The organism is Leifsonia sp. 71-9 (assembly GCF_001898805.1).
Classification (GTDB): Bacteria; Actinomycetota; Actinomycetes; order Actinomycetales; family Microbacteriaceae; genus Leifsonia.
Window position 1 is genome coordinate 37,324 of record NZ_MKVJ01000017.1, and the last position, 24,650, is coordinate 61,973.

At 70.8% G+C, this 24,650-nt stretch carries 25 protein-coding genes and 1 tRNA gene; 16 read left to right on the plus strand and 10 right to left on the minus strand.

The window, feature by feature from the left end; translation table 11 throughout:
• Positions 1-33: 33 nt before the first annotated feature.
• The 5 genes from BGO91_RS09930 to BGO91_RS09950 all read left to right on the plus strand — a co-directional run bounded on the left by BGO91_RS09930 (position 34) and on the right by BGO91_RS09950 (position 6,486).
• Positions 34-1,338, plus strand: coding sequence for an extracellular solute-binding protein (locus BGO91_RS09930; protein ID WP_211235402.1), 1,305 nt, complete (start codon positions 34-36; stop codon positions 1,336-1,338).
• Between the two features lie 107 nt (positions 1,339-1,445).
• A complete protein-coding gene (locus BGO91_RS09935; RefSeq protein WP_290472600.1) occupies positions 1,446-2,426 on the plus strand; it encodes a carbohydrate ABC transporter permease in 981 nt (326 codons plus the stop codon).
• On the plus strand, positions 2,423-3,277 hold the full coding sequence (locus BGO91_RS09940; RefSeq protein WP_290472601.1) for a carbohydrate ABC transporter permease: 855 nt from the start codon (positions 2,423-2,425) through the stop codon (positions 3,275-3,277). Before BGO91_RS09935 ends, BGO91_RS09940 begins: the two co-directional genes overlap by 4 nt.
• Positions 3,274-5,157, plus strand: coding sequence for a glycoside hydrolase family 35 protein (locus BGO91_RS09945; protein WP_290472602.1), 1,884 nt, complete (start codon positions 3,274-3,276; stop codon positions 5,155-5,157). Before BGO91_RS09940 ends, BGO91_RS09945 begins: the two co-directional genes overlap by 4 nt.
• 162 nt (positions 5,158-5,319) lie before the next feature.
• Positions 5,320-6,486: an AI-2E family transporter gene (locus BGO91_RS09950; RefSeq protein WP_290472603.1), complete on the plus strand. Its 1,167-nt coding sequence runs from the start codon at positions 5,320-5,322 to the stop codon at positions 6,484-6,486.
• A 55-nt stretch (positions 6,487-6,541) separates the two neighbouring features.
• On the opposite strand, the gene BGO91_RS09955 is transcribed toward BGO91_RS09950, so the two are convergent.
• Positions 6,542-7,453: a DUF6578 domain-containing protein gene (locus BGO91_RS09955; RefSeq protein ID WP_290472604.1), complete on the minus strand. Its 912-nt coding sequence runs from the start codon at positions 7,451-7,453 to the stop codon at positions 6,542-6,544.
• 95 nt (positions 7,454-7,548) lie between these two features.
• On the opposite strand from BGO91_RS09955, the gene BGO91_RS09960 reads away from it, so the two are divergent.
• From BGO91_RS09960 to BGO91_RS10000, 9 genes are all read left to right on the plus strand, one after another.
• The gene (locus tag BGO91_RS09960) at positions 7,549-7,884 is read left to right on the plus strand and encodes a hypothetical protein (protein WP_290472605.1); all 336 of its coding nucleotides are present in this window, start codon (positions 7,549-7,551) and stop codon (positions 7,882-7,884) included.
• A 103-nt stretch (positions 7,885-7,987) separates the two neighbouring features.
• Positions 7,988-8,287: a lactococcin 972 family bacteriocin gene (locus BGO91_RS09965; RefSeq protein ID WP_290472606.1), complete on the plus strand. Its 300-nt coding sequence runs from the start codon at positions 7,988-7,990 to the stop codon at positions 8,285-8,287.
• 52 nt (positions 8,288-8,339) lie between these two features.
• Positions 8,340-8,990 carry a hypothetical protein gene (locus BGO91_RS09970; protein ID WP_290472607.1) on the plus strand — a complete coding sequence of 217 codons (651 nt, stop codon included), beginning with the start codon at positions 8,340-8,342 and terminating at the stop codon, positions 8,988-8,990.
• Between the two features lie 23 nt (positions 8,991-9,013).
• Complete coding sequence (locus tag BGO91_RS09975) at positions 9,014-10,057, plus strand: peptidoglycan-binding domain-containing protein (protein ID WP_290472608.1); 1,044 nt, start codon at positions 9,014-9,016, stop codon at positions 10,055-10,057.
• Positions 10,048-10,668: an ATP-binding cassette domain-containing protein gene (locus BGO91_RS09980; protein WP_290472609.1), complete on the plus strand. Its 621-nt coding sequence runs from the start codon at positions 10,048-10,050 to the stop codon at positions 10,666-10,668. Before BGO91_RS09975 ends, BGO91_RS09980 begins: the two co-directional genes overlap by 10 nt.
• Positions 10,665-11,738, plus strand: coding sequence for a hypothetical protein (locus tag BGO91_RS09985; protein ID WP_290472610.1), 1,074 nt, complete (start codon positions 10,665-10,667; stop codon positions 11,736-11,738). The genes BGO91_RS09980 and BGO91_RS09985 overlap by 4 nt, the downstream gene beginning before the upstream one ends.
• A 120-nt stretch (positions 11,739-11,858) precedes the next feature.
• Positions 11,859-13,388, plus strand: coding sequence for a SulP family inorganic anion transporter (locus BGO91_RS09990; protein ID WP_290472611.1), 1,530 nt, complete (start codon positions 11,859-11,861; stop codon positions 13,386-13,388).
• 120 nt (positions 13,389-13,508) lie between these two features.
• The gene (locus BGO91_RS09995; protein ID WP_290472612.1) at positions 13,509-14,192 is read left to right on the plus strand and encodes a DUF2510 domain-containing protein; all 684 of its coding nucleotides are present in this window, start codon (positions 13,509-13,511) and stop codon (positions 14,190-14,192) included.
• A gap of 70 nt (positions 14,193-14,262) precedes the next feature.
• Positions 14,263-14,354: transfer RNA gene (locus BGO91_RS10000), tRNA-Ser, on the plus strand.
• A gap of 527 nt (positions 14,355-14,881) precedes the next feature.
• Here BGO91_RS10000 and BGO91_RS10005 read toward each other — a convergent pair.
• The 6 genes from BGO91_RS10005 to BGO91_RS10030 are packed head-to-tail and all read right to left on the minus strand — an operon-like array spanning position 14,882 to position 20,375.
• Positions 14,882-15,697, minus strand: coding sequence for an inositol monophosphatase (locus BGO91_RS10005; protein ID WP_290472613.1), 816 nt, complete (start codon positions 15,695-15,697; stop codon positions 14,882-14,884).
• A complete protein-coding gene (locus BGO91_RS10010) occupies positions 15,694-16,419 on the minus strand; it encodes a glycerophosphodiester phosphodiesterase family protein (protein ID WP_290472614.1) in 726 nt (241 codons plus the stop codon). The genes BGO91_RS10005 and BGO91_RS10010 overlap by 4 nt, the downstream gene beginning before the upstream one ends.
• Positions 16,416-17,444: an ABC transporter ATP-binding protein gene (locus tag BGO91_RS10015; RefSeq protein ID WP_290472615.1), complete on the minus strand. Its 1,029-nt coding sequence runs from the start codon at positions 17,442-17,444 to the stop codon at positions 16,416-16,418. The genes BGO91_RS10010 and BGO91_RS10015 overlap by 4 nt, the downstream gene beginning before the upstream one ends.
• 11 nt (positions 17,445-17,455) lie before the next feature.
• Positions 17,456-18,277, minus strand: coding sequence for an ABC transporter permease (locus BGO91_RS10020; RefSeq protein WP_290472616.1), 822 nt, complete (start codon positions 18,275-18,277; stop codon positions 17,456-17,458).
• Positions 18,277-19,224 carry an ABC transporter permease gene (locus BGO91_RS10025; RefSeq protein ID WP_290472617.1) on the minus strand — a complete coding sequence of 316 codons (948 nt, stop codon included), beginning with the start codon at positions 19,222-19,224 and terminating at the stop codon, positions 18,277-18,279. The genes BGO91_RS10020 and BGO91_RS10025 overlap by 1 nt, the downstream gene beginning before the upstream one ends.
• The gene (locus BGO91_RS10030) at positions 19,224-20,375 is read right to left on the minus strand and encodes an extracellular solute-binding protein (RefSeq protein ID WP_290472618.1); all 1,152 of its coding nucleotides are present in this window, start codon (positions 20,373-20,375) and stop codon (positions 19,224-19,226) included. Before BGO91_RS10030 ends, BGO91_RS10025 begins: the two co-directional genes overlap by 1 nt.
• Before the next feature lie 204 nt (positions 20,376-20,579).
• On the opposite strand from BGO91_RS10030, the gene BGO91_RS10035 reads away from it, so the two are divergent.
• Positions 20,580-21,353 carry a DeoR/GlpR family DNA-binding transcription regulator gene (locus BGO91_RS10035; RefSeq protein ID WP_290472619.1) on the plus strand — a complete coding sequence of 258 codons (774 nt, stop codon included), beginning with the start codon at positions 20,580-20,582 and terminating at the stop codon, positions 21,351-21,353.
• A 119-nt stretch (positions 21,354-21,472) separates the two neighbouring features.
• On the opposite strand, the gene BGO91_RS10040 is transcribed toward BGO91_RS10035, so the two are convergent.
• The 3 genes from BGO91_RS10040 to BGO91_RS10050 all read right to left on the minus strand — a co-directional run bounded on the left by BGO91_RS10040 (position 21,473) and on the right by BGO91_RS10050 (position 24,032).
• A complete protein-coding gene (locus BGO91_RS10040) occupies positions 21,473-21,889 on the minus strand; it encodes a GNAT family N-acetyltransferase (RefSeq protein ID WP_290472620.1) in 417 nt (138 codons plus the stop codon).
• Positions 21,890-22,076: 187 nt separating this feature from the next.
• Positions 22,077-22,913 (minus strand): alpha/beta hydrolase, encoded by an 837-nt coding sequence (locus tag BGO91_RS10045; RefSeq protein WP_290472621.1) that lies wholly within the window; start codon positions 22,911-22,913, stop codon positions 22,077-22,079.
• Positions 22,914-23,093: 180 nt separating this feature from the next.
• Positions 23,094-24,032, minus strand: a complete 939-nt coding sequence (locus BGO91_RS10050; RefSeq protein WP_290472622.1) for an NADP-dependent oxidoreductase — start codon at positions 24,030-24,032, stop codon at positions 23,094-23,096.
• Positions 24,033-24,142: 110 nt separating this feature from the next.
• Between BGO91_RS10050 and BGO91_RS10055 the strand changes: the two genes are divergently transcribed.
• Positions 24,143-24,650, plus strand: a 508-nt coding sequence (locus BGO91_RS10055; RefSeq protein ID WP_290472623.1) for a MarR family transcriptional regulator, incomplete at its 3' end; no start/stop codon positions are given.

Genomic DNA, 24,650 nt, shown 5'->3' on the forward strand with positions numbered 1-24,650 from the left:
CGCTGAAGGGTGTCTGTGTTCAAAGGAGAGGCAGTGAAGAAGTCAGCAGCAATCCGTTTGACGGGCGCGGCGGGGGCGGTCGCACTCGGTCTGATGAGTCTGGCCGGGTGCTCCGGCGGATCCGGTTCCGGCTCGTCCGATTCCGCACCGGCGACGGTCACGTTCTGGGGCTGGGCCCCGGGCTACGCCGACGCGGTCAAGGCGTTCAACGCCTCGCACAAGGACGTCGTGGTCAAGTATCAGGAGGTGCAGCCCGGCTCCAAGGGCGGCTACCAGAAGATGCTCAACGCCGTCACCGCCAACAACGCCCCCTGCCTCGCGCAGGTCGGCTACGAGACCCTCCCGAGCTTCGCCGCGCAGGGCGCGCTCGAAGACGTCGCGAGCTACGCGAAGGCCGACGAGAAGGACTTCCAGCCTGCCGCATGGAAGTCGGTCAGCATCGGCGATGCCGTCTACGGCGCCCCGGTCGACACCGGCCCCATGGGCCTGTTCTACAACAAGGAGCTGTTCGACTCGCTCGGCCTGAGCGCCCCGGCCACCTGGGACGAGTACAAGGCCGACGCCGAGAAGATCCACGCGTCCGACCCGAAGAAGTTCATCTCGTCGCCCTACCTCGACTACGACTACGCCGGCCTCGCCTGGCAGACCGGCGCGAAGTGGTTCGACGTCGACGGCGACTCCTGGAAGGTGACGATGGCCTCCGACGCCAACGCGAAGGTCGCCGACTACTGGCAGGGCCTCGTCTCCGAGGGCCTGATCAGCAGCGCGCCGATGTACGACCAGGCCTGGTACACCGGCCTCGGCGACGGCAGCATCGCCACCGTCGTCGGCGCCGTCTGGCAGGCGGGCGTCATCAAGGGCGGCGCCGCGGACGCCTCCGGCAAGTGGGCCGTCGCCCCGATGCCGCAGTGGTCCGCCGGCGACGACCAGGTCGGCAACGCCGGAGGCTCGGCCACCGCCGTGCTCAAGGGCTGCTCGAACGCGAAGGCCGCGTGGGAGTTCGCCCACTGGATGAGCACCGACAAGGACACCTACAACACGCTCGTGCAGAAGGCGGGCCTCTACCCGGCCGCCACCGGCCTGAGCGACCTGCCCGCCCTCACCGAGGCCGACCCGTACTTCGGCGGCCAGAAGATCTTCGACGTGTTCGCCGACGCGGCGCCGCACGTGAACCCCGACTGGACCTGGGGCCCGGTCATGACGAAGACCGCCGCCGACCTGGACGACGGGCTCGGCAAGGCGTGGGCCGGCCAGGGGACGATCACCGACGCGCTGAAGAGCGCGCAGGACAAGACCGTCGCCGAGCTGAAGAAGCAGGGGCTGAAGGTCTCCGAGTAGGAGCCGACGGCGACACGGGGGCGACGGATGCGGCGGTCCGATCAGGGACGGACCGCCGCATCCCGTCGTGAGAGCGCACGGGCGACCGCGCGCAGAGAGAAGGAATCGTGACCGACCTGGATGTCGCCGAGTACCGGGCGACCCCACCGGCGGGACCGGCAGGACCGGCGGCCTCGCGGGCGACGCGGAAGCCGCGCCGGCCGCGCCGCTCGTTCAGCTGGCGCGCACCGCTGCTGTTCCTCGGGCCGTTCGTCGTGCTGTTCGCGGCGCTGAACATCGCCCCGATCGTCTACGCGTTCGTGAGCAGCCTGTTCACGGTCAAGCGCTCGGGCCTCGGCCTGACCGCGCCGACGCAGGAGTTCGACCCGTTCGCGAACTACGCGCACGCGTTCGGCGACCCCGACTTCGTCGCCTCGCTCGGCCGGGTCGCACTGTTCGGCGTCGTGCAGGTGCCGGTCATGCTCGGCCTCGCGCTGGTGCTCGCCCTGCTGATCGACTCGAAGTCGGCGCGCGGCAAGGGCTTCTTCCGGCTGTCGAGCTTCCTGCCGTACGCCATCCCGGGCGTGAGCGCCGCGCTGGTCTGGTCGTTCATGTACTCGACCACCTCGAGCCCGATCAACCACATCCTGGAGCCCCTCGGCATCCAGCTGCCCTTCTTCGACGACGGCACCGTGCTGTGGTCGGTGGCGAACATCGTCACGTGGAGCTGGACCGGTTACAACATGATCATCATCTACGCCGCGCTGCAGTCCATCCCGGCCGAGGTGCTGGAGGCGGCGAAGCTCGACGGCGCCTCGGCGTTCCGCGCCGCGTGGAGCGTCAAGATCCCGATGGTGCGCAGCGCGATCATCCTGACGGCCGTCTTCTCGATCATCGGCTCCGCGCAGCTCTACAACGAGCCGACGGTGCTGCAGCCGATCTCCGGCGGATCCGTCTCCTCCACCTTCACGCCGATCATGTCGGCCCAGGCCGCCGTCGGCGCGGGCAACTACCCGTACGCCGCCGCCCAGTCCGTCATCCTCGCGGTGATCGTCGGCGTGATCTCGTTCGTGTTCTTCCGACTCACCAGCAAAGGGGACAAGGCGTGACCCTCCTCAGCCCGCGGCGGGACACCACTCCGCTCAGCCGCACCGTCGTGATGGTGCTGCTCGCCGTCTCCACCGTCTACTTCCTCTTCCCCCTCTGGTGGCTGCTCGTCGCGGCGACCAAGCCGTTCGGCGAGCAGTTCTCGGGCAACGGCCTGTGGTTCGACGGCTTCGGCCTGTGGGACAACCTCGCCCGCCTCACCGCGCAGGGCGACGGCATCTTCTGGCAGTGGATGCTGAACAGCCTGATCTACTGCGGCGTCGGGGCCGCGATCGGCACCCTCCTCTCCGCGATGGGCGGCTACGCGCTGGCCAAGTACGACTTCCCCGGCCGCGGCGCGCTGTTCGGCGTGATCCTCGCGGCGGTGCTCGTGCCGAAGATCCTGTTCACGCTCCCGCTCTATCTGATGTTCTCCGGGGTGCACCTGATCAACAACCCGCTCGCCGTGCTCCTCCCGAGCATCGTCAGCCCGTTCGGCGTGTATCTGGCGCGCGTCTTCGCGGCGCAGTCGGTGCCGGACGAGGTGATCGAGGCCGGGCGGATCGACGGCGCGAGCGAGTTCCGCATCTTCCGCGCCATCTCGACCAAGATGATGCTGCCGGCGCTCGTGACGATCTTCCTGTTCCAGTTCGTCGAGATCTGGAACAACTACCTCCTGCCCGCGATGGTGCTCGGCGACGACCGCATGCAGCCGGTGACCGTCGGCCTGGTCGGCTGGAACGCCAGCCACGTCGCCGTTCCGCCGCCGCTCGTGGTGATCGGCTCGCTGGTCTCGGTCGTACCGCTGATCATCGCGTTCCTCGCGCTGCAGCGCTTCTGGCGCGCCGGGATGACCGCGGGAGCGGTGAAGTGACCCGCGGTGACGCGACCCTGACGGCGACCTCCTCCCTCCTGACCTACGAGGACGGGGTGCTGCTGCGCGGCGGCGTGCCCCACCAGGTGCTCTCCGGCTCGCTGCACTACTTCCGCGTGCATCCCGCGCAGTGGCGGGACCGCCTGGAGCGGCTCGCCGCGCTCGGCCTCAACACGGTCGACACCTACGTGGCGTGGAACTTCCACCAGCGCCGCGCTGACCGGCCGGCCGCGTTCGACGGCTGGTGCGATCTGGAGGCGTTCATCGCCCTGGCCGGCGAGATCGGGCTCGACGTCATCGTGCGCCCGGGACCCTACATCTGCGCCGAGTGGGACAACGGCGGCCTGCCCGCGTGGCTTACGGCACAGGTCGGGATGCGCGCCCGCAGCTCGGAGCCCGCCTTCCTCGACGCCGTCGCCGCGTGGTTCGACGACCTCATCCCGCGCCTCGCCGCCCTGCAGGTCGCGAACGGCGGACCGGTCGTCGCCTTCCAGGTCGAGAACGAATACGGCAGCTACGGCGACGACGGCGACTACCTCGCCTGGCTGCGGGATGCGCTGGTCGCCCGCGGCGCGACCGAGCTGCTCTACACCGCGGACGGCCCGACCGATCTCATGCTCGACGGCGGCAGCCTCCCGGGCGTGCTCGCCACGGCGACGTTCGGCACACGGACGGGGGAGGCGTTCGGCCTGCTGCGCGCACGCCGCGACGGCGAACCGCTGCTCTGCGCCGAGTTCTGGAACGGCTGGTTCGACCACTGGGGCGAACGGCACCACGTGCGCACCGTGCCGAGCGCGGACGCGACGCTCGCGGAGATCCTCGACGCCGGCGGCTCGGTCAGCCTCTACATGGCGCACGGCGGCACCAACTTCGGGCTCTGGGCGGGCGCGAACCACGACGGACGCCTGCAGCCGACGGTCACCAGCTACGACTCGGACGCGCCGATCGCCGAGCACGGGGCGGTCACGGCCAAGTTCCACGCGTTCCGGGAGCGGTTCGTCGCCGCGGGCGCGCGGGAACTGCCGGTGCCGGCCGACCCGCGCGTCCTGGCGCCACGCGCGGTGCCGGTCACCCGAGGCGCGGGGCTGCTGGAGGCGCTGCGCACCACCCCGCTCACCGCGACGCGGGCGACCCCGCCGAGCTTCGAGGAGCTCGGCCTCCCCTCCGGGCTCGTGCTCTACACCGCCACGCCCCGGCTGCCGCGCGGCGAGAACACGATCACCGTCAGCGGCCTGCACGACCGCGCGCAGGTGTTCGTCGACGGCGTGCCCGTCGGCATCCTGGACACGGACGGCTCGGTCCCGGTGACCGGCCGCGGCGAGCGGGTTCAGCTGGAGATCCTGGTCGAGAACCAGGGCCGCATCAACTACGGGCCGCTGCTCGGGCAGGGCAAGGGCATCCTGGGCGGCGTGCAGATCGGCCGGCGCCTCGTGCACGGCTGGAGCGCGCGGGCGCTGCCGCTGGACGAGTGGACGCAGGAGGAGGTCGCGGGGCTGGCGGGGGCTGGTGCTGGGCTGGGTGCGGGTGCGGGTGCGGGTGCGGGTGCGGGTGTCCGCGAGGGCGCGGGAGCGGGTGCCGGTGCAGGCGTGGGCGCGGCCGCCGGGTTCTCGACCGCGCGGTTCGCGCTCGACGATGGCGAGCCGGCCGACGCCTTCCTCGCGCTGCCCGGCTTCGGCAAGGGCTTCGTCTGGGTGAACGGGCTCCTGCTCGGGCGGTACTGGGAGATCGGGCCGCAGGTCACGCTCTATGTCCCCGCGCCCGTGCTCGTGGCCGGCGTCAACACCGTGACCGTGCTCGAGCTCGAGCACGCGGGCGAGCGCGTCGAGTTCCGCGCGCGTCCCGAACTCGGCCCGCCCGAGGAGTACGTCGAGATATTCTGACCCCCCTCACATTTGGACCAAATGTCGCCTTTGGCGGCGCCAAACGGGACATTCGGTCCAAATGTGCGTGCGCATCCCCACCACCGCCGCGTGAAGTCAACGGTTTTACGCGCGGACGCGGCGCGGAGATGATGAGGTGGTCCCGTGGAAAGGAGACCGCTGATGGAGTTGCGCAGGAATCGTCCGCGACCAGGAGGCACCACCGTCTCGAGCTCCACCATCCCGAGCGGCGTGCGGTCGGCATCGGAGTGGTCGTGGCGGCTGCTCGTCATCCTCGGGCTCGCGGCGGTCGTCATCTACCTGGTGATGGTGTTCCAGGAGATCGTCATCCCGTTGCTCGTCGCCCTCCTGGTGTCGGCGCTGCTGCAACCGGTCGTCGCCTCCCTCGTCCGCCGCCGGTGGCCGAAGTGGCTGGCGATCCTGCTGACCCTCGTCGCGTTCGCGGCGGTGCTCGGAGCGCTCGTGACCCTGGTGGTGTGGCAGGTGCGGGCGGGCCTCCCGCAGCTGGAGCGCGAGTCCGTCGCCGCGTACGACCGGGTGCGGGACCTCCTGCGTCAGCCGCCGTGGAGCGTGACCGATGCGCAGCTCGCCGGCTACATCTCCAGCGCGGGCGACCTGATCAAGAAGGACAGCGGTCAGATCATCGGCGGCGCGGTGCGCGTCGGTTCGACCACCGGCCACCTCCTCGCCGGTGCGCTGATCGCGGTGTTCGCCACGATCTTCATGCTCATCGAAGGCGGCGGCATCTGGCGCTGGATCACGCGCCTCTTCCCGCGCAGCGGACGCCCGGCGATCTCCGCCGCCGGCGACGCGGGCTGGACCACTCTGTCGAGCTTCGTCCGCGTGCAGATCCTCGTCGCGCTGGTCAACGGCGTCGGGATCGGGCTGGTCGCGTTCTTCCTCGGGCTGCCGCTGGCCATCCCGATCGGCGTCGTGGTGCTGCTCGCCTCCTTCATCCCGGTCATCGGCGCCATCGTGTCGGGCATCATCGCCGTCGTCATCGCGCTCGTCTTCGCCGGCCCGGTGCAGGCGATCATCATGCTCGCCGGTGTGCTCCTGGTGCACCTGCTCGAGGCCCACGTCATGCAGCCGCTGCTGGTCGGGGGAGCGGTGAAGGTGCATCCCCTCGCCGTCGTCGTCGGCGTCGCCGCGGGAACCGGCATCGCCGGCATCCCCGGCGCGCTGTTCGCGGTGCCGCTCATCGCCGTCGCCAACGCGATGGTCACCGCGATGCTCCGCACCGTCCACGGAACCCCACCCGCCAACGCCCCCGGCCCCGAGCCCGTGACGGTCGCGGATCCAGCCGCGCCCCTGGCCCCCGAGACGTGACTTGTTGCGGGTGCGGGAGGCCCCGTACCCGCAAGAACTCACACCTCGCGGGGGTCTATCCCCAGGCCGGGTAGGGAACCCCGGAGCGCGCCCGCCGCATCCGCGCGTCGGTGGACCCCGACATGGCCACCACCCCGCCCCCCATCGGGAAGGACGACGCCTCGGCGGCCGCGGTCCAGACGGCTCCGTCGGGCGTGCGCGCCACAGCCCCGAACCGGCCGGCCTCCAGCGTCTCCGAGAAGCCTCCCGTGGCGGCCGCCTCGACCAGGGCGCGGAGCGTCGCCACCCCGCTCGCGTCGGCGGGCAGCGACCACAACGCCCGTTCGAGCTCGACGGAGAGCGCGTCGGCGCCGGCATTCCAGCGGACCGCGCAGGCATCGCGATGCACGGGATCCAGCGTCACGGAGGCATCGGCCCGCGCCCGGAGGATGCCGACCCGATCTCCGAATCGCTCGGCCACCTCCTCCACGATCGCGATCAGGAGCGGAAGGAGCTCGGCGGAGGGCTCTGCGCCGCGCCGGCGATCAGCGCCTGCGGCTGCGGCGGCCGCGGTGGCAGCGCGCGGCTCCGGCAACCGGGTCCCGTCCGGGATGCGGAACACCACGCGGTAGTCGGCGCCGGAGTAGCCGTCGGGTCTCTCGTCGACGGGCACCGACTCCACCGCGCGCTCGACGGTGTCGTCCGGGTCGCTCGTGCGATAGTGCGCGCCGGCCACCGGGACGAGCCGCTGGTGCACCGCGACGATCGCCTCCACCCGCCCGCGCACGTCGACCGGGGAATCGTCGGGGTCCATCGGATGCCGGTCGTCGAAGTAGGTCGGGCCGTCCTCGGCCCCGCCGCCGCCCCCGTCTCCGCCGCCGGGCACGGCCCGCAGCGAGAACCCGACCTCATCCCCCACCCCGAACGGCACACCGCAGCACGCATAGTCCGGACCCCAGACCACCACCTCGACAACCCTCGTCCCCATCCCCCCACGCTATCGAGCCGCGAGACGTGAGTCCTTGCGGGTCCGGGAGGCCGCGCACCCGCAACGACTCACCTCTCGCGGGCTAGGTTCGGAGGATGGACACCCCGCCCGCGCGCTACTGCCCGAGCCGCAACGAGGGCCGCCACTGCACCCGGCCGCTCGGGCACCCCGGACTGCACCGACGCGGCGCGCTCCTCTGGTCGGAGGCATCCGCCGACCCTCCCCGCTGCACCGGATCGGGCGCGCCCGGCAGTCCCGCCCGCGAGCTCTCCAACGGGTACCCGGGAGGCCGTGCCCTCTGCGAGCGCTGCCTGCGCTTCATCGCGCTCGATGCGACGGGCAGGCTCGTCGAGCACCACACCACCGACGCGGACGAGACGGACGCGGAGGTCGCACGCCGGCGGGAGTGGTTCAACACGATCGGGTGGTGAGGCGGCCGTTTTCGCCCACTACTACAGCAGATACTTCCGGTCGGGAATCTGACATGCTACAGTGATTCGCAATATTCCACATACAACCAACGGGGGTTGGATCATGAGGATCAGAGGCAGGATCATCTCGACCGCGTTGGCGGCGGGGGCACTCACGGCGGGGGCATTGCTTTCGGCCGCCCCCGCGAGCGCCTACGTCAGCTATCCCGAGGGAGGCACGTGGGACTACGGGAACTCGGGGCGGACGTGGTCCGACTACCACCATCCGTCCAAGCTGCACCGATCGACCGCGTGCAACTCCTACACGTGTCTTCGGTCGGCGGACGCCGCCCGCGGTTCGTGGTCTCGCGCCTCCGTCGCGTGGACCGTGACCGGCAACACCTGGTACTACTACAACTATTGACGCCCGGGGTGCGTCCTCCGCGCGCGGCCCCGTCGTCGAGCGGGGGATCTTCATGAGGCCATCGACCCTCCTGCCCGTTCTCGTCGTGCTCGTCGCTCTCGGGTCGATGACCGGGTGCGCTCCGTCCGGCGAGTCCGGATCGCCGCCACCGGCGACCGGGACGTCGGCCCCCATCGCGGATTCGGATGACCCCTGGGCCGGCGAGTTCGCCGACGCCTACCGGCGGGCCACGACCGATTTCGAGCGCGCGGCCCTGGCCGACGGGCGCATCACCGATGGCGAGTTCGCCGAGATGTCGAACGCGTTCGCCGAGTGCCTGACCGAGCGCGGCGTGACCTTCGGCGGATTCAAGCCAGGAGGGTCGTTCGAGTTCGTCCCCGGTCCGTCGATGAACTCCGACGACGCCAACGACATCACCGATGAGTGCTCGGCGCGAACGGGGCTCGACACGATCGGCTATCTGTATTTCGCACAGCAGCGGAACCCGCAGAACGAGGATGACGCCACGCTCGTCTCCGAGTGCCTGGTGCGCAAGCGGGCCGTCGCCCCGGGCTATTCGGCGCGCGACTACCGTCGCGACTCTCCGACCGGGACGCATCCGTTCCTCGACAAGAAGTCCGGCGAGACGGCTCTGATCGCGTGCGAGGCGGACCCGCTCGGCCGCTTCGAGCAGGGCGCAGGCATCGAGCAGGGCGCGGGATGATGCGCGTGCCGCCGAGGGTGCTCGTGATCGCACTCGCCTGCGTCTCGGTATTCGCGGCCGGCGCCGGCGCGACCGCACTGTGGCTGACTCCGGAGGCCCCGCCTTCGCTCGCCCCGCCGACGCGGGCCGCCGACGCTCCGGTCGCCGTCCAGGAGTTCTCCGATACGCGATCGGTCACGGTGACGCTCGCGGTGGATCGCGGCGCCGAGCTCGAGGCCGGGCTGAGCGGACGCGTGACCTCCACGTCGTGCGAGCCCGGCGGCTCGCTCGCCTCCGGTGCCGCGCTGGCCGCCATCGACGGTCGGCCGCTCGTCGCCCTGTCGACGGCGGTGCCGCTCTGGCGTGATCTGCACGATGGCGACCGCGGCGACGACGTCGAAGCGCTTCAGGCGGAGCTGAGCCGGCTCGGCCTCCCGACGCCGGTCGACGGACGCGCCGGGCGAGGGACTCTCACGCGGGTCGCCGAGCTCTTCGCCCGAGCCGGCGACGACTCCGTGGCGGACGCCGTTCCGGCGGACCGCATCGTCTGGCTCCCCTCCGCCGTCGTGACGTTCGGTTCGTGCGACGCGCCCGTGGGATCCACCGTCGCCGCGGGGGCGACCGTCGCGACGACCACGGGGGCGGCCGTCTCCGCGTCGATCGACAGGATGCCGCCCGACCTGACGCCGGGCGAGCGGCACCTCACCGTGGACTCCGTGGCCGTGCCCGTGGAGGAGGACGGGACGATCTCGGACCCGGCGGCCGTGCACGATCTCGCGGCGACCCCGTCGTACCAGCGCAGAGCACACGAGCGGGATCGCGGAGTCGCGGATGCCAGTGGGGGAGCCGATGCCCAGTCCGGCGGTCTGCCGGCCGAGCTGTCGCTGCGCTCTCCGATCTCGATCGGCGTCGTCCCGCCGTCGGCCGTCTACGCGCTCTCGGGACGAACAGGCTGCGTCGCCTCGGGGAACACGCCGTATCGGGTGGAGGTCGTGGGCTCGCAGCTGGGGCGGACGTTCGTCCGGTTCGCCGGCGAGAGTCCGCGGTCGGTCCGGATCGGCGGGGAGGGGCGCCCGCCGTGCACGTGACCCTGGAGGCCGTCGGGCATCGCTTCCGACGCTCCGACGGGTGGCTGTTCCGCGATCTCTCCGTCCGGCTCGATCCGGGCGAGGTCTACGCGCTCACCGGCCCGTCGGGGTCGGGTAAGAGCACCCTCCTCTCGCTGATCGCGCGCCTCGACCGGCCGACGGAGGGCGCGGTGCAGCACGCGGACGTCTCCACCGTCGGGTGGGTGTTCCAGAACCCGTTCGGTTCACCGCACCGGTCGGCGCTCGACCACGTGGCCCTCCCTCTCCTGGCGTCCGGCTCGACCGTCCGAGCGGCGGAGGCGGAGGCCGAGGAGTTGCTGGCCCGATTCGCGCTCGACGGCCTCGGCGACCGTCGATTCAGCGAGCTGTCGGGTGGAGAGGCACAGCGGCTGATGCTCGCGCGAGGGCTCGCGGCGAAGCCCCAGCTCCTCCTCGTCGACGAGCCGACGGCTCAGCTCGACCGCCGCACCGCCGAACTCGTCGACGCGGCCATCGCTGCCGTGGCGGACCCGCACACCGTGGTCGTCGTGGCCACGCACGACCCGCGGACCCGGGATGCCTGCAGCGCCCACATCGATCTGGGCCGGTGGGTCCCGAGGAGCCAGGAGTGAGGCTCCGCGCGCTGCTCCGCGAGGCCTATCGGGACACGGTCGGTGGCACCGCGCGCTTCGCGACCTTCGGGCTGACGCTTCTCCTCGTGCTGGCGGGGCTCGCCGTCGCCGACGCTGCCGCCGTCGAGCAGCAGGTCGTCGCCGCGCAGGAGTTCCGCGCCTCGGGAGCGGCCACCCGCATCATCGCCGCCGAGGGTCGCATCGATCCGGCAGCGTGCGAGGTGCTGACCACGGTTCCGGGGGTGTCTGCGGCCGGGGCGATCCGCGCGTCCGGCGAGCCGATCGTCGTCCGCTCCCTCCCCGGCGCACCTGTTCCGGCCTACGAGGTGTCGCCGGGATTCGCCCGGGTGGTCGCGCCGAATGCCGACGTCGCGGCCGGCGCCCTCCTCTCGAAGGATCTTGCCGACGACCTCGACGCGCCCGCCGGCACCACCCTCCTGACGGACCGCGGCGAGATGAGGATCGCCGCCGCCTTCGACTACCCGACCGACGGGCGTCGGGCCGGTCTCGGGTACGCGGTCCTCGCCGCCACGCCGGAGCGGACCGCGTTCGACGAGTGCTGGGTGTCCGCCTGGCCGGAGATCGCGAACATCCGCGCGCTCCTCCTCGGCACGCTGCGCGCGGACGGCGGCGGCCAGGAGGAACCGCCGCAGCTCGTGCAGCTGAACGCCTCGCTCGGCGAGGAGTTCGGAGGCGGCACGACGTTCCTGGACCGGCCGACGCGCGCCGCCGTCCCGGTCGCCGCGCTGGTCGCGCTGGGGCTCGGCTACCTGAGCGTGCGGTTGCGCCGCCTCCAGCTCGCCTCGGCGTTGCATGCCGGGGTCACCCGCGCCGACGCCGTCGCCATCCAGCTTCTCGAAGCGGCGGCCTGGGCGGGGACGGCCTGCGTCATCGGAGCAGGCTTCGCGGCCGTCGCCGCGGCGGCACTGACCAGCGCTGAGTCGCTCGCGGTGTTCCGCGCGCTGGCCGGGATACCCCTCGCGGGGTTCGCCGGCGCGCTCAGCGGGGCGGCGATCGCGGCCGTCGAGGCGCGGGAGAGGCAGCTGCTCCGCTTCTTCAAGGAGCGGTGAACGCCGGAGCGACGGCCCGGTAGGGTGATCTGGTCCGCCTCCCGGTGCGGACGCCCTCCTCCTCCCCCGCTGCCGAAAGGACTGCCGCGCGGTCGTGCGCGGCCGTCGGCGCACGACCCGATGCCTCTCGCCCCCTCCGCGCCTCCGTCCGCCGCGTTCCGCCTCCCGAACGGGCAGGTGCCGGTGCGTGCCGTGCTGAAGCGCCCGCGGCTGTTCGCGACCGAGGTGCTGGCCGGGATGGTGACGACGCTCGCGCTGATCCCCGAGGTGATCTCGTTCTCGCTCATCTCGGGCGTGGGACCGGATGTGGCGCTCATCTCGTCCGTCGTGCTCGCGGTGGCGATGTCGTTCCTCGGTGGACGGCCGGCGATGGTGACAGCGGCGGCCGGGTCAGTGGCGCTCGTGATCGCGCCGATGGTGCAGGCGCACGGCACCGCCTACGTGCTGCCGACGGTGCTGCTCGCCGGCGTCATCCAGGTCGTGTTCGGGGTGGCGGGGCTCGCGAAGCTGGTCCGCTACATCCCGCGCTCCGTGATGATCGGGTTCGTGAACGCGCTCGGCGTGCTGATCTTCGTCGCGCAGCTGTCGCACGTGATCGACGTGCCGTGGCAGGTGTACCCGCTGTTCGCGGCGACCGTGCTGATCGTCCTGTTCCTCCCGCGCCTGACGAAGGCCGTGCCCGCCCCGCTGGTCGCGATCGTCGTGGTGACGCTCGCGGCGTTCGCGCTCGGCCTGCCCGTGCCGACCGTCGGCGACGAGGGGAGCGTCAGCGGGGTGCTGCCCGGCCTGACCCCGTGGACCGTGCCGTTCGACCTCCAGACCCTGCAGATCATCGCCCCCACCGCGCTCGCCGCCGCCCTCGTCGGCCTGCTCGAGTCGCTGCTGACCGCGAAGCTCGTCGACGAGCTGACCGACAGCCGCTCCGCGAAAGGTCGCGAGTCGTGGGGGCTCGGCATCGCGAACATCCTCGCCGGGTTCTGGGGCGGCGTCGCGGGATGCGCGATGATCGGCCAGACCGTCGTCAACGTGCAGATCGGCCGCGCCCGCACCCGTCTCTCCACGCTCGTCGCCGGGCTGTTCCTGCTGCTGCTCGTCGGCGTGCTCTCCCCGGTCATGGCCGCGATCCCCATGGCGGCGCTCGCCGCGGTCATGATGATCGTCGCGCTGCAGACCGTCGACTGGCACAGCGTGCGCCCCTCCACTCTGCGCCGGATGCCCGTGCCCGAGACCCTCGTCATGCTCACCACCGTCGCCGTCACCGTCGCGACCGGCAACCTCGCGATCGGCGTCGGCGTCGGCGTGCTGCTCGCCCTCGTGCTCTTCGCTCGCCGCATCGCGCACGTCGTCCGGGTTTCTCGCGACTTGTCGGAGGATGGAGCCGTCGCCCACTACCGCGTGCACGGGCCGCTCTTCTTCGCCTCCAGCAACGACCTCGTCGACCAGTTCTCGTACGCCGACGATCCCACTCGCGTCGTCGTCGACCTCAGCGCCTCCCACGTCTGGGACGCCTCCAGCGTCGCCGCCCTCGACGCCGTCGAGACGAAGTACGCCGCCCACGGAGCGGAGGTGGAGCTCGTGGGCCTGGACGAACGCAGCCACGCATTCCACGGCCGCCTCTCGAAGCTGGCCCGCGAGCCCCGCGAGACCTGACATCTCGCGGGTGCGGACGCCTCCCGACCCACGAGATGTCACGTCTCGCGAGCGGTCATAGGTTCGCGCGGTAAGGTCGCGGGTGCGGCCGGAGCAGGCCGCGGGATGGAGGCGCGCACGATGACCGACGCGAATGGGACTCCCGGCGGGGTCGCCCCCGGCTGGTACGCCGACCCCTACGGCGCCGCGCCGCAGCGCTGGTGGGACGGCACCCAGTGGACCGCCCACGTCTCGCAGGCGACCGTGCCGCAGGCGTCGGGGCAGCCGACCGCGCCGCAGTACCGGCAACCGCAGGCGGCCGTCCGGGCTCCGCGCCCCGAGCTGAACCCCGCGACCCCCGTCGGGACCGTGTGGATCTGGCTGGTCGCCCTTCTGCCCCTCCTGACCGTCGCGCTGCTGCCGACGATCCAGATCCACCTGCCGGCGATCAACCTCAACGACACCACGCCGACCATCCCCGACCCGATCGCCCTCATCGGCGGCCCCTGGTACTTCGTGCTGATGGGCGTCAGCTGGCTGTCGTACGCCGCCCAAGTGGTCTTCAGCTGGCTCGACCACCGCGAGCTCACGCGCCGCGGCGTCGTCCGCCCGTTCCACTGGGCCTGGTCGTTCCTCAGCGGGATCGTCTACGTCATCGGCCGCACCGTGATCGTCCGCTCCGTCGCGAACCGCCGCGGCATGGCGCCGATGTGGGGCGCGATCGCCGTCGTCGCACTGTCGTTCATCGTGTCGATCATCTGGACGATCACCCTCACGTCGAGCATCTTCGACCAGATCTCCCGCATGGCCTACACCGGAGCCTGAGAAACCCGTGTCCATGACGGCCGCCCGCGTCCGTTATGATGGCTGACGTGCGCCTGCTCGCGGGCGCCGAGGAGACGTCGCATAGTTCGGCCTAGTGCACCACCCTGCTAAGGTGGAGTCCCCGTAAGGGGACCGAGGGTTCAAATCCCTCCGTCTCCGCCAATCGAAACCCCCGGAATCCCCGTGATTTCGGGGGTTTTTCTGTTGGACGAGGACGAGCTTGCCGTGCGATCCGTCGATTGCTGTAAGACGTAGGCGCCGATCGCGAGACGCCGCAACGCGCCAACTGGAACCGGCCGCTAACCATCAGCCACGGCACCTGATCCCGGACATAACCTCTCGCCATGAGCAGAATCGACGACGGCAGCTTCAGAATCGAGGCGGTGTGGAAGGAACTGGTTGAGTATTGAGAGGGCGACCACAGCTACGTCTTTGACGCCGCCTGGGGGGTCGAGCCGGGGGATCTGTACGTGCCCGCGCCTCAGGATTGGGACGCCGTGACTCCTGAATGGATGAATGGCCGTCGCGATGAGATCGTGGCGCGTTTGATCACTCGCTCCCACCACAACGTCGTTGAACTTCCACGAGGGCAGCGACGGCGAGAGCCACGCTCCCGAGGTGATGCTGCGTGAACGAGAGTTGGCCGGACGGGTGAACGGCGCTGATGCGCGCGGTACAACCGCAGGCCGTCACCCGATCGGCAGTCCGTGAAGCGACGCCGCCTCCGCCCCCGTCCACAGCTCGAAGAGCTCGGCCGCGATGTCCGGGGCGGCGACGAGGATGCCGCCCTCGGCTGGGAAGAGGGTGGGGCGGCCGGTGTGGTCGAGGACGGTGGCGCCGGCCTCGTGGGCGATGAGGGTCGCGGCGAGGTGGTCGATGGGGCTGAAGCGGTGGATGATCGCGCCGCTGCCGCGGCCGGCGGCGGGGCCGAGGAGGGTGAGGGTGCCGGAGCCCATGACTCGGAGGGTGCAGTAGGCGTCGGTGAGGCGTTGGGAGAGGTCGCTCATCCCGGGCCAGGTGAGGTGGCCGGCGAGCTCGCTGCCCACGACGCCGCCGCGGAGAGAGGCACCGGATCGGATGGTGAGGGTGTCGCCGTCGCGTCGGGCGCCCTGCCCGGCGATCGCGTCGAAGATGGCGTCGTGCCAGGGGTCGGCTATGACACCGATCAGGGGGCGGTCGTCGATGGCGAGGGCCAGCGAGAACGCTGTCCACGGGAGGCCGTTGGCGAGGTTGGTGGTGCCGTCGACCGGGTCGAGGTACCAGGTGGGGCGGCCGCCGATCGCCGTGCCGCCGAATTCCTCGCCGACGAACGCGTGGCCTGGGAAGCGGTCGAGCACGACGTCGCGGACGCGCAGCTCGATGGAGCGGTCGAGTTCGGTGACGAGATCAGCCGGGTTGGCCTTCGTGGAGACGGAGACGACGCGGTGCGAGCGGGTTTCCGCCGAGGCCCACGCGCCGAGCTCGAGGGCGAGAGTGCGGGCGGCGAGGATGTCGTCGGGGGTCATCGGTGCCTTTCGGAGGTTGCGGTCGAGGTCGGGACCGGTTGCAGGTGGTTCGCGGTCATCGCCTGGAGCCGGTCGAGCCGGTTCGTGGTGATGGTGTCCACGCCGAGCGCGAAGGCGCGGGCGAGGTCGTCGGGCTCATCGAGAGTCCACACGGTGACCGGCAGGCCGAGATCGTGCACGCCGCGGACGAAGGCGTCGTCGGCGATGGGGAAGGGGACATTGACCGTCACCGGGTCGAGCTCAGCGATCTCGCCGGCGGTCGGCACCCGCAGGGCGCGCCAGGGCAGCCAGAGGCGGGCGTCCGCGTCGAGCGAGCGGAGCACCCGCATCCCGTCGAGGTCGCCACACCAGTCGACGACGACACCGGAGGCCGTGGCGACCGCGTGCGCGGGGGCGGCGAAGCGTGCATCGTCCAGGTCGATCACCAGGCGGCTCGGGGCGTCGGCGAAGAGGGGGAGGACCTCCGCCAGTAGTGGAGGCCGTTCGTCGGGTCCGCCGAACCGGGCGAGGTCGGAGGTCGGGACCTCGGCGATCGGGCGCGGGTCGAGCCAGAGGCGCGCGAGGGTCGGGTCGTGCAGCACGACCACGTCGCCGTCCGCGGTGAGGCGGACATCCACCTCGACGACATCGGCACCTTTTGCGATGGCCGACCGCACTGCGGGGAGGGTGTTCTCGCGGAACGTGTACGAGTCGCCGCGGTGCGCGGAGGCGCGGGGGGTCATGCCGGTACCGCTTCCGCGCGCTCGAGCAGGCGTCCGTCGCGGTAGACCAGGGCCGACGACACGGCGGCGAAGCCTACGCTCCCGATCTGCGGCGCCGGTCCGGCGACATAGGCGGAGAGCGTGACGTCGTCGCGGCGCAGGCGAAGCTCGTTGAAGTGGCCGTGCGGCACGACACGGTCCACGACCGCCCGCAGACCGCCCGGCATCGGTACGGGGGTGAACGACACGTGCTCGGGGCGGATCCCGACGACGTCGTGGCCCGGGATGACGCGGGTGCCGTCGAACGCGCCCTCGAACCGGTTGAGCGCGCCGATGAAGGTCGCGACGAACTCGGTCGCCGGGCGCGCGTACAGCTCGGCCGGTGTGCTGAACTGCTCGATCCGGCCGGCGTTCATCACGGCGACGCGGTCGGAGATCGAAAGTGCCTCCTCCTGGTCGTGCGTGACGATGACGGTCGTGATGCCGAGTCGCTGCTGCAGGTCGCGGATGTCCTCCCGCACCCTCACTCGCAGCTTGGCGTCCAGATTGCTGAGAGGCTCGTCGAGCAGCAGCACGTCAGGCTCTTGCACCAGCGCGCGGGCGAGTGCGACGCGCTGCTGCTCGCCGCCGGAGATGCGCGGTGGCCGGGAGTCGCGGTGGTGCAGGAGGTTGACCAGGCGCAGCATCGCATCCACCCGCTCCGCCACCTCGGTCCGCGGCAGCCGGCGCAGGCGGAGCGGGTAGGCGACGTTCTTCGCGACGGTCAGGTGCGGCCAGAGTGCGTAGTTCTGGAACACCATCGCGCTGGGCCGCTTCTCCGGACCGAGCGGGGTGACGTCGCGCCCGGCCATCGTGATGGTGCCGGCGTCGGGGCGTAGGAAGCCGGCGATCATCCGCAGGGTGGTGGTCTTGCCGCAGCCGGAGGGCCCGAGCAGGGACACCAGCTCGCCGCGCTCGACGGTGAGGTCGAGGTCGTCGATGATGGTGCGGCCGCCCAGGCTCTTGCTGAGCGAGGCTAGGCGCAGGCCGGGGGAGGGTGACGTCATCGGGTGGTCCTTCACTTGATCTGGAAGCCCTCGGCCAGCTGGCCGCCCATCACGTGCTTGCGCACGGCGAGCAGCAGCACCACCGAGGGGACGGCGAGCAGGATCGAGAACACGGCGGCGACCTGCTTGGGGTAGTTGAGGACGAGGCTGTACATCTCGGTCGGCATGGTCAGGATGTCGGGGGCGCCGACGAGATAGGTGCCCTGGGCCTCGTCGAAGGCGGCGAGGAACGCCATCACGGCTCCGACGAGGATGCCGGGGAGCGCTAGCCGCAGCGTGACGGTCAGGAACACGCGTGCCCGGGAGGCGCCGGCATCCCTGGCCGCCTCCTCCAGCGACCGGGGTACGGCGACGAACGCGGCGGCCGGGATCCAGGTCATGAAGACGATGGTGCCGAGCAGCTGGACGATCACCACTCCCGCGATCGTGTTCATCAGCCCGAGCGCGTAATAGAGGGAGGCGAGGGTGGCGAACAAGCCCATCCGCGGGAAGGCGTTGGTGGCGAAGAGCCCGATCAGGAACAGCCGCCGGCCGGGGAACTCGAACCGCGCGAACGCGTACGCGGCGGGCAGGCACACCGCGGCCGAGGCGATGACGACGATCGGGGTGATCAGCAGCGAGTTCTGCACGGAGGAGCCGAGCGCCGGATCTGTGAAGACGGTCTGCCACCAGCGCAGCGTCCACGAATCGGGCAGCAGGTTCGGGTAGGTCCAGCTGCCGGCGAAGGCGTGGGCTCCGAGCCAGAGGAGTGGACCCAGCACGAAGACGAGCAGCGTGATCGCGAAGGCGGTGGCGCCCGTCGTGCGGAGGACGGCGGAGATGGCGCGGGGCATCAGATCCGCCCCTCGCGGCGGGCGCTGCGGAAGTTCGCCCAGACGTAGAGCGCGCCGATGCCGGCCGCTGCCAGGAAGACGACGAACGCCATGACCAGCGACTGCTGGGGCTGGTTGTACGACGTGAAATAGCTGGCGAGGGAGACGCCGAGCATGGTGGGCGCGTTCGGGCCGGTGAAGTAGGGGACCGTGTAGGAGCCGATCACGCCGATCGCGGTGAACGTCACCGCGATCACGAGGGGCACGGCGCTCATCGGCAGCAGGATCGTGCGGACGATCCGCACGGTGCCGGCGCCCGCGTCGCGCGCGGCCTCGATGAGCGCATCCGGGATGGACTGCAGCCCGGAGGTGATCATCAGCACGGCGAAGGGCAGGGAGGTCCACGCCGAGCCGATCACGATGGCGACCGCCGTATACGACCAGACCGGGCCCTCGATCCCGAACTGGGCGAGCAGGCTGCGCAGAAAACCATCGGCGGCGTAGAAGGTGAGGATCGCCCAGGAGGCGATGACCACCGGGATGAACAGGGGCACGATCGCGATGGCGGACAGCACCCGGGCGAGCCGGCCGCCCTGGAGGCGCAGGAACAGCCCGATGCCGCCGGCCAGGACGACGACGATCGCGGTGCTGGCGACGGTCACGGCGAGCGTCAGCGCGAGGTCCTGCCAGAACGCCTCCGTGGTGAAGACATCACCGTAGGCGCCGAAGCTCGGCACGATGCCGTCGGCCCGGTGGACGTTCTGCCCGACCGCCGCGATGACGGTGTTGAGGCCGCCGGTGAAGCCGACGCTGAAGGCGAGCGCGAGGATGACCGGCACGCCGACGAAGAGGGCGATGACGACCACGGGCGGAAGCGCGAGCAGGAAGCCCGCCACCGCGGACCGCCGCGCCGGGTGGGCGCTGCGGTCCGCGGGGGTCGCCGCCGTGGTGGCGATGATGGCGGCCATTACTTGCCGGGGACCTTCTGGGCCCACGCCTTGTTCATGTCCGCGGCGGTCGTGGCGAAGTACGCGGGGCGCAGGTTCGCGATGTCCGCGTCCTTGAAGAGGTCCTGCACCGCGGAGGGGAGCTTGTCCAGCGCGATCACCGGGTAGCCGGAGATGCTGTCGGAGACCAGCGCCTGGGCGTCCGGGGTGAGCAGCCAGGAGGCCAGCTTCTCGGCTCCGGCCTTCCGGGGGGAGGCCGAGGGGATGCCGAGGTAGCTGGCCCCGCCGGTCAGCGAGGGGTCGGAGATCTGCGTGTACGCGATGTTCGCGGGGATCTGACCGTTCTTGCGCCCGGTCACGAACTGGTCGCTCCACACCGGGGCGATCGAGATTTGGCCGCTGGAGAGGAGGTCGAGCACCTGGTTGTTCCCGTTGGGGTAGACGCCCTTCTGGTAGACGTACGGGTTGAGGCCCGCGAGGGTCGCGAATCCCTTGTCCCAGTCGCCTTCGACCTCCGGCGCAGAGCCGGTGACCAGCTTCGTGCGATCGGCCGCGGAGACGTTCTGGTCCAGGACGGTCGTCACGAACGACTGACCACTGCCGCCCGTGTCGGGGGAGTTGTAGGTGAACTTGCCCGGGTTGGCCTTGATCCAGGCGAGCAGGTCGTCGAGGGTCTTCGGCGGGGTCGCCACCGTCTTGGTGTCGTAGGCGAGCACGACGCTGGAGCCGCGGTAGGGGATGCCGCCGTTGCCGCCGGCGGTGACGAGATCCTTCGGCACGTCCTTCAGCCCGGGCACGGTGCTGCTGGAGACCTTCTCGAGCAGACCGGACGCGGCGACCTGGGAGACGAAGCCGGCGTCGACGAGGTCGTAGCCCGGGTCCTTCTTCTGGATGGTCGCAGCGGTGAGCTTGGCGACGGTCTGCTGGTCGTGCAGGCCGTGCAGGTCGAAGTCCACGGAGACGGTGTATCCGGGGTTGGCCTTCTCGAACGCCGGGATGAGCGTCTTCTGCCAGAGGTCCTGGATGTTGGTGTCTGCGCTGAGGAATACGGTCAGCTTCTTGTCGGCGCCGTCGGTGGACGACGCGGCCGAGCTGCTCTGCGCGCAGCCGGCGAGGGCGAGCCCGACAGCCGCGACGGCTGCGAGAGAGGCGATCAGGCGGGGGGTTTTCACGGAGCACTCCTGTGGGGGAAGGGTGTCGGGGAGCGTTCGCTCTGTCGTCGAGCGAACGAGGCCAACGCTAACTGCGTTGCGCATTCCTGGCGATAGCTGCGCATAAGGCTTCAAATGCGAGCTAGTGACTGTTCATTTCGCGTTAATATGAGCGCAAATGAACACCGGGAGGCTGTGGATGTTCACATCTACGAAGGGGCGAACATGCTGACGCATCAGCGCGAGGCGGCGATCGTCGAGCGGCTCCATGCCGTCGGGAGTGTGACCGTGGAGGAGCTCGCGCGGCTGCTCGCCGTCAGCGGCACGACCGTTCGGCGCGATCTCGAACGTCTCGAGCGTGCTGGGCTGCTCCGTCGGGTGCACGGCGGTGCGACGGTGCCCCGCTCCGCGGAGGGGAACGCGACAGGCAACCTCGACGACGACACCCGTGAGAAGGAGGCGATCGCCGCCGCCACCGCCGCTCTCATCGCGGATGGGGAGGTGGTGCTCCTCGATATCGGCATCACGACGCTGCGGCTCGCGCGGCACCTGCGGGGCCGACCGGTGACGGTGATCACCAACAGCCTGGCTGTTCTCGACACGTTGCGGGACGACGACACCGTCTCGCTCGTGCTGCTCGGCGGCATGGTCGGCTCGAAGCCGCGCACCCTCGTCGGGCCGCTCACCGAGGAGTCCCTCGCGCGCGTGCGCGCCGACGTCGCCGTGATCAGCAGCACGGGGGTGAAGCCCGACGGGGCGGTCGTGACCGATCTCACCCAGGAAGCGAGCATCAAGAGTCGGATGAGCAGGGCCGCCGACCGGGCGATCCTGGTCGCGACCGCGACCAAGTTCCCCGGGAGCGGCTCGTATCGGATCGCTTCGATCACGGACTTCGACATCGTCGTCACGTCGACAGCCGCCGATCCGGCGACCCTCGACGTGGCGACCCAGAGCGGAAAGCAGGTCATCGTCGTCGACGACGGAATGATGACCACCTGAGGTGATCCCCACGGGTGCCCGACGGTGTTGCCGTGGCCCTTCGGTCGAGCCCTTCTTCCGGAACCTCCTCTTTCGCGACTGGCGGCGTTTCGGTCCCCTTCGACGAATCCCGCCTCCCCTCAGCGCAGCTGGATCAGGCCCGCATTGGTCGGGGTGAACCCGCATGCGTCGAAGTAGAAGCTCCGCAGGTGGTCCTCGAAGTCGACGTGCAGCCATTCGCAGCCGGCCGCGGCGGCGTGCTCGCGTGCGGTGCGGATGAGCTGGGCGCCGATGCCCCGGCGGCGGGCGCGGAGTGCGACGGCGGTGTCCTCGATGAAGGCGTGGACGAGGCCGTCCCAGATGACGTTGACGAAGCCGACGAGGCCGTGCTCGTCGCGGGCGGTCACCCAGCCGAGGCTGAGCCGGCCGAGCTGGTCGTTCCAGTCGTCGTCGAACTGGCGATGGTCGAAGGCCTCCGCGTGCAGGGCGTTGACGTCGTCGTTGGAGACGGGCCCGCGCCACTCGTAGTGGACGGGATGGGGATCAGAGATCGACACGGTGTGGCTCCTTGGATCGTGAGCCACGGATCGCGGCTCTCAGGGGGTGGATCGGGGACAGCGCGGCATGTTCATCGACTGCTCCCTTCAACTCCTCGCACGAACCGGTGCTGCTGAGACGATAGCACCGCGACGGGCGCGGGGTCGGCCCGCGGGCCAGAGGCGTCCGCGGGCCGACCCGGCGCTGTCACTGCTGGATGAACGCCAGGATGTCCGGGTTGATGACGTCGGCGTGCGTGGTCAGCATCCCGTGCGGGTAGCCCTCGTAGATCTTGAGGGTGGCGTTCTGGAGGAGCTCCACTTGCTTGAGCGCCGCGTCCTTGTAGGGGACGACCTGGTCGTCGTCGCCCTGGGTGACCAGCACCGGGACGGTGATCGCCTTCAGGTCCTCGGTCTGGTCGGTCTCGGAGAAGGCCTTGATGCCCTCGTAGTGGGCGAGCGCGCTGCCCGTCATGCCCTGGCGCCACCAGTTGGCGATGACCGGCTCCGAGACGGTGGCGCCCGGGCGGTTGAACCCGTAGAACGGTCCGGAGGCGACGGCCTGGAAGAACTCGGCCCGGTTGGCGGCCAGCGCCTCCCGGAACCCGTCGAACACCGAGATCGGGGTCCCGTCCGGGTTGGCGTCGGTCTGCACCATCAGCGGGGGGACGGAGGAGACGAGCACCGCTTTCGCGACGCGCCCCTGAGGCTCCCCGAACTTCGCGACGTAGCGCGCGACCTGGCCGCCGCCGGTCGAGTGCCCGATGTGGATGGCGTTGCGCAGATCGAGGTGCTCGACGACGGCGGAGGCGTCGCTGGCGTAGTGGTCCATGTCGTGGCCGGTGCCGATCTGGGAGGACCGCCCGTGGCCGCGCCGGTCGCTGGCGATCACGCGGTAGCCCTTGCCCAGGAAGTAGAGCATCTGGGCATCCCAGTCGTCGGAGGAGAGCGGCCAGCCGTGGTGGAACATGATGGGCTGGGCGTCGGGGCTGCCCCAGTCCTTGTAGTAGATTTCCGCGCCATCGTCCGTGGTCACAAACGCCATGATCAACCTCCAGGTCAAGTCGGGCCGCTGTCGACGGCTCGACGGTGGGACGTGCTCTGCTGATTCCGGAGCGCGCGTTCATGACGACGACCGACACCATCTCCGTGGTCCTACTTTCGCCCAGAACTCCCGGCACCGGAAGGGGTGGCGTGCCCGGTCGCAGACGTCACTCCGCGGACGTCAGTTCGCGTCCGGCACGACCACGACCTTGCCGCGCAGCGTCCCGGCGGCGGACTGCTCGTGCACGGCGGCCAGTCCACCGAACGGCACGCGCCGGGCGGCCGGGAGGTGGAGGTCGCCGCTGTCCACGAGGGAAGCGAGCTCGGCGAGCTGCTCCGCGTCGCTGCGGACGAAGACGACGGTGCTGCGGACGCCGCGGGCCTCGTCGCTCGGGGCGGGCATCCACGCGGTCGTGCTGACGACGATGCCGCCGTCGCGCACGAGGGCGACCAGCGCCTCGAACGCGTCCGGGTCGATCGGCGCGAGGTTGAGCAGCACATCCACCTGCTCCGTCACGGCGTCGAGCAGGGGCGTGGTCGTGTGGTCGACGACCTCGTCGGCGCCCGCGGCGGTGACGGTGGCGCGGCTGCGGGGGCTGGCCGTCGCGATGACGTACGCGCGGGCCTTCTTGGCGAGCTCGACCGCGTAGCCGCCGACCGTTCCTCCGGCGCCGACGATGAGGATGCGCTGACCCGACCGGAGGCTCCCTTCGTCGAAGAGGGCCTGCCACGCGGTGAGGCCGACCGAGGGGAGGGCGGCGGCGTCCGCGAGCGGGATGCTCGTGGGAGCCGCGACGAGCGCCTCGGCGGGGGCGATGGCGAACTCGGCGGCCGCGCCCTCGGCGGTCATGGGGAGGAAGGCGATGACCGCGTCCCCCGCCGCGAAGCCGGTGACGCCGTCGCCGAGCGCGTCGACGGTGCCGGCGACGTCGTAGCCGGGGATGTGCGGCAGCGTCACCGGGATGGGGAGGCTGCCGGCACGGATGCCGTTGTCGGCCGGGTTGAAGCCGGACGCGGCGACGCGGATGCGCACCTCGCCGGCGCCGGGGACGGGCCGCTCGACGTCTTCGATGGTGAGGACGCTCGGGGCGCCGAACTCGTGGAAACGCACTGCCTTCATGGTCTTCTCCTTCAGTCGATCCGGGGGCCGGATCCTTATTTGCTTTGATGTCGAAGCAACTGAGAGCGACGATAGCAGTGCTTCGATGTCGAAGCAAGTAAGATCGAGACATGACCGATGAATCCGCTCCGCTCGAGCCCGCTCAGCTGAACGCGTACTTCGCACTCATCGAGGTGAGCAGCCTCCTGCGCCACACCGTCGAGCAGCAGCTGCGGGATGCGGGCGGCCTGAGCTACGTGCAGTTCCAGCTCCTGGCCCGCCTGGGGGATTCGCCCGGCGGCAGCCAGCGGATGACCGACCTGGCGGACGGCGTCGTCTACAGCCGCAGCGGCCTCACGCACCAGGCGGGGCTGCTCGAGAAGGCGGGGCTGGTCACCCGGGCCCCGTCCGTGGAGGACGAGCGGAGCGTCACGGTGACGATCACGGAGGGCGGCCGCGACGTGCTCGCCGCCGTGTTCCCCGGCCACATCGACGTGCTCCGGAAGATGTTCCTCGCTCCGCTCACGGACGACGAGGTCGGCGTGCTCGCCGAGTCGCTGGGCAAGGTCCGTGACCACATGCGCGCGACGCCGCCGCGATCGGCGGAATCGCGGCGGCGCGGAGGGAGCCGGACAGGCG

Excerpts from the sequence above, each read along its gene's own strand:
- BGO91_RS10015 (WP_290472615.1), bottom strand. The coding sequence starts at position 17,444 with ATGACGTCACCCTCCCCCGGCCTGCGCCTAGCCTCGCTCAGCAAGAGC.
- BGO91_RS10045 (WP_290472621.1), bottom strand. The coding sequence starts at position 22,913 with ATGGCGTTTGTGACCACGGACGATGGCGCGGAAATCTACTACAAGGAC.
- BGO91_RS09965 (WP_290472606.1), top strand. The coding sequence starts at position 7,988 with ATGAGGATCAGAGGCAGGATCATCTCGACCGCGTTGGCGGCGGGGGCA.
- BGO91_RS10005 (WP_290472613.1), bottom strand. The coding sequence starts at position 15,697 with ATGACCCCCGACGACATCCTCGCCGCCCGCACTCTCGCCCTCGAGCTC.
- BGO91_RS10020 (WP_290472616.1), bottom strand. The coding sequence starts at position 18,277 with ATGCCCCGCGCCATCTCCGCCGTCCTCCGCACGACGGGCGCCACCGCC.
- BGO91_RS09955 (WP_290472604.1), bottom strand. The coding sequence starts at position 7,453 with ATGGGGACGAGGGTTGTCGAGGTGGTGGTCTGGGGTCCGGACTATGCG.
- BGO91_RS09970 (WP_290472607.1), top strand. The coding sequence starts at position 8,340 with ATGAGGCCATCGACCCTCCTGCCCGTTCTCGTCGTGCTCGTCGCTCTC.
- BGO91_RS09960 (WP_290472605.1), top strand. The coding sequence starts at position 7,549 with ATGGACACCCCGCCCGCGCGCTACTGCCCGAGCCGCAACGAGGGCCGC.
- BGO91_RS09995 (WP_290472612.1), top strand. The coding sequence starts at position 13,509 with ATGACCGACGCGAATGGGACTCCCGGCGGGGTCGCCCCCGGCTGGTAC.
- BGO91_RS09950 (WP_290472603.1), top strand. The coding sequence starts at position 5,320 with ATGGAGTTGCGCAGGAATCGTCCGCGACCAGGAGGCACCACCGTCTCG.
- BGO91_RS10035 (WP_290472619.1), top strand. The coding sequence starts at position 20,580 with ATGCTGACGCATCAGCGCGAGGCGGCGATCGTCGAGCGGCTCCATGCC.
- BGO91_RS09990 (WP_290472611.1), top strand. The coding sequence starts at position 11,859 with ATGCCTCTCGCCCCCTCCGCGCCTCCGTCCGCCGCGTTCCGCCTCCCG.
- BGO91_RS10025 (WP_290472617.1), bottom strand. The coding sequence starts at position 19,224 with ATGGCCGCCATCATCGCCACCACGGCGGCGACCCCCGCGGACCGCAGC.
- BGO91_RS10010 (WP_290472614.1), bottom strand. The coding sequence starts at position 16,419 with ATGACCCCCCGCGCCTCCGCGCACCGCGGCGACTCGTACACGTTCCGC.
- BGO91_RS10050 (WP_290472622.1), bottom strand. The coding sequence starts at position 24,032 with ATGAAGGCAGTGCGTTTCCACGAGTTCGGCGCCCCGAGCGTCCTCACC.